Annotated in this window: 2 protein-coding genes and 1 pseudogene; 2 read left to right on the top strand and 1 reads right to left on the bottom strand. The window is 61.5% G+C overall.

What is annotated here, in order from left to right:
• Positions 1–132: 132 nt before the first annotated feature.
• Together FHD68_RS18145 and FHD68_RS18150 are read left to right on the top strand one after the other, a co-directional pair.
• Entirely contained in the window at positions 133–1,614 is a 1,482-nt protein-coding gene (locus FHD68_RS18145) for a type I restriction-modification system subunit M (protein ID WP_208863811.1), read from the top strand.
• Positions 1,611–2,237: a type I restriction-modification system subunit M N-terminal domain-containing protein gene (locus tag FHD68_RS18150; RefSeq protein ID WP_208863812.1), complete on the top strand. Its 627-nt coding sequence runs from the start codon at positions 1,611–1,613 to the stop codon at positions 2,235–2,237. Before FHD68_RS18145 ends, FHD68_RS18150 begins: the two co-directional genes overlap by 4 nt.
• Here FHD68_RS18150 and FHD68_RS19950 read toward each other — a convergent pair.
• Positions 2,193–2,321, bottom strand: a pseudogene (locus tag FHD68_RS19950) (DUF7146 domain-containing protein); the annotation flags it as partial. The gene FHD68_RS18150 and the pseudogene FHD68_RS19950 sit on opposite strands and share 45 nt — an antisense overlap.
• Positions 2,322–3,090: the final 769 nt, after the last annotated feature.

Raw genomic sequence — 3,090 nt, forward strand, 5'->3', positions numbered from 1 at the left:
CGCTCATGTCACCGCTCCGTTTTCAAAGCCGTGAATCATGCTGTTCCCGCGAAATCAATGCATCCTGACCCTAAGAGCCTTTGGTTGCACCCAGAGTAAAGAATGCGAGTTTTGACGAACGATAATCTTAGGTTGAAATCTGCGATGTGGGACGCCGCGAGTACTCTTCGCGGCTCCGCTGTCGATCGGACGGATTGGAAGGGCTACATTCTTCCTTTGCTGTTCTTCAAGCGCATTTCCGACGTCTGGGACGAAGAAACGGCCGAGGCTCGAGAGGTCTATGGCGAAGCCGACCCTTCCTTGTTTCCCGAAGTGCATCGCTTCGTGCTGCCTGAGGGCTGCCACTGGAACGACATCAGGGAAGTCGCGGCCAACGTCGGTGCGGCCCTCCAGAGGGCTATGCAGGAGATCGAGCGGGCCAATCCGGACACGCTGTTCCGCGTCTTTGGTTCGGCCGACTGGGGAAACAAAGAGAAGTTCTCCGACGAGTTGCTGAAGGATCTGATCGAGGGTTTCTCGGAGATCGGGCTCGGCAACACCACCGTCAGCACCGACGTGCTGGGCGACGCCTACGAATATCTGGTGGGCAAGTTTGCCGACGTCACCCGCCGCAACAAGGCGGGCGAGTTCTACACGCCACGCAGCGTCGTGCGCATGATGGTCGAAATCCTCGACCCTCAGGAGAGCGAAAGCATCTACGACCCCGCCTGCGGCACGGGCGGTATGCTGCTAGGGGCTATCGAGCATGTGATGCGCAAGGGCGGCGATCCGCGCACCTTCTACGGCAAGATCTATGGCCAAGAGAAGAACCTGACCACCGCTGCGATCGCGCGGATGAACCTCGTCCTGCACGGGATCGAGGATTTCCAGGTTGCCCGCGAGGACACCCTGCGCAATCCGGCCTTCACGGATTCCAGCACGGGCGGCCTTGCCACCTTCGACTGTGTCATCGCGAACCCACCTTTCTCGCTCAAGGAATGGGGGCGTGACCTGTGGGAGGCCGACCCCTGGGGACGGGCCCAGTACGGCATCCCGCCGGAAAGCTATGGCGACTACGCCTTTGTCCAGCACATGATCGCATCCATGGCGCCGACCGGAAACAGCCGCATGGCCGTCGTGCTGCCGCAGGGCGCGCTGTTTCGGAAGTCGGCCGAAGGCTCGATCCGGCAGGCCCTGCTGGAAAAGGACATGGTCGAGGCGGTCGTCGGCCTTGCGCCGAACCTGTTTTACGGGACGCAGCTGGCTGGGTGTGTCGTCATCCTGCGCCGCAAGAAGCCCGAGGCCCGCAAGAACAAGGTCCTGATCATCGACGCCTCGAGCCTGTTCCGCAAAGGCCGGGCGCAGAACTTCCTCGATCAGGAGCACAGCAACCAGATCGTCGACTGGTACCGCGCCTTCGAGGATGTCGAGGATCGCGCCAAGGTGGCGACGCTGGACGAGATCAAGAAGGAAGGCTGGACCCTGAACATCTCGCGCTACGTCCTGCCGCCCATTGGCCAGGACATCCCGCCGCTGCCCGAAGCCGTCGATGCGTTCAAGACCGCGCTGGCCGACGCTCGGGCGGCCGAGGACCACCTGCGCAAGGTGCTGGTCGAAGGAGGGTGGCTGCAATGAGCGGGCTGACCCAGCGCGAACTCGAAAGCTATCTCTGGGGTGCCGCCACCCTGCTGCGCGGCCTCATCGATGCCAGCGACTACAAGCAGTACATCTTTCCGCTGTTGTTCTTCAAACGACTGTCCGACGTCTGGGACGGTGATTACCAGCAGGCACTCGATGAAACCGACGACGAGGGCTATGCCACCGACACCGCCAACGACCGCTTCGTGATCCCCGAAGGCGCGCATTGGAACGACGTGCGCGCAGCACCGCGCGATGTGGGGCGGGCGCTGCTGTCGGCCTTCCTCGCCATCGAGGCCGCCAATCCCGAACGCCTGCAGGGCGTCTTCGGCAACGCAAACTGGACCGACAAGGCCCAGACGCCGGACAGCACGCTGAAGAACCTGATCGAGCATTTTTCCAAGCACGATCTGACCCTCGCCGCCGTGCCCGAGGACGAGCTTGGCAATGGCTACGAATACCTGATCAAGAAGTTCGCCGATGACAGCGGCCACACCGCGCAGGAGTTCTACACCAGCGCCGCCAGAGGTTGCGCCCTGCATGGCCTTGGTCGGCTCAGCATCGGCCTTGCCAGCGCCATCCGGGTGGAGATAGGTCCGATGGATCGCCGCGCGGGGTAGCCCTTCAACCAGCGCTACCATCGCAGGATACCGCTTCGCCGTCGGATGCCAGCATTCGGGATGGAAGCGCAGTGTGTCCGGCAAGGCGCAGGTGAACCGAGACCTTGTTCGCGCATCCTCGATCGCAGGCGTGGGCGCAGGCGCTACAGAACGAGTTCGTCACGCTTTACAATCGAACCGGCCGTCTGAATCGGGGGCTGAAGGATCAAAGTGCTGGCGGGCGCGGACATCTCAGTCTCACACAGATACATCCGTCGGCACTAATTGAGCCCTTCTTTGGCGATGAGCCTTCGGACGCTCAGCTAGGTGAGCAAAGAAAAAGACAACTGGCAGACGCGATCATTGCAGCTTTCAATTCAGCACGGGCAAGGCCTATCGCTTGATGGCTTTCTAGCGCACGCACTCTTCCGAGGCACTGGGCTGCGGAGTTTGGAATCCAATGGGCTCGTCGTGCCGGCGACAAAGCTGTTTCAGGGGGAACTATGCCTCATCAGTTCATACACTTCGTCCCTCGGAAACTGGTTGTCTCTGCGCAGCCCCCGTCTGCAGCGACCCCGTTCTATTAGGAGCGGGAGCTGCAGGCTGATCTCGATGCCCTTTGGAGGCCATTGTACCACACCACCCGCTCAACGTACGGACCTGCAACCCGTGCATGCGCCGGCGATACGATCTGGATTGTAGGACAGCTAAAGACCCCTTGGGGAACCCTGCAGGCGGGGCTCTTGGAGGGCCAGCGCGAAATGAAGCGCATCGAGCTACAAGGTGGCCAAGCGACACAGAAAGTGCGGCTGACCCACGAAAGGCAGCTGACCGACATCCGCGCTGACCTGGTCACGCATCGCCGATCGATCCA

The organism is Paracoccus marcusii, from assembly GCF_006151785.1.
Classification (GTDB): Bacteria; Pseudomonadota; Alphaproteobacteria; order Rhodobacterales; family Rhodobacteraceae; genus Paracoccus; species Paracoccus marcusii.

What these genes read in the sequence shown, in the direction of transcription:
- FHD68_RS18150 (WP_208863812.1), top strand. Translation starts at nt 1,611, where the DNA reads ATGAGCGGGCTGACCCAGCGCGAACTCGAAAGCTATCTCTGGGGTGCC.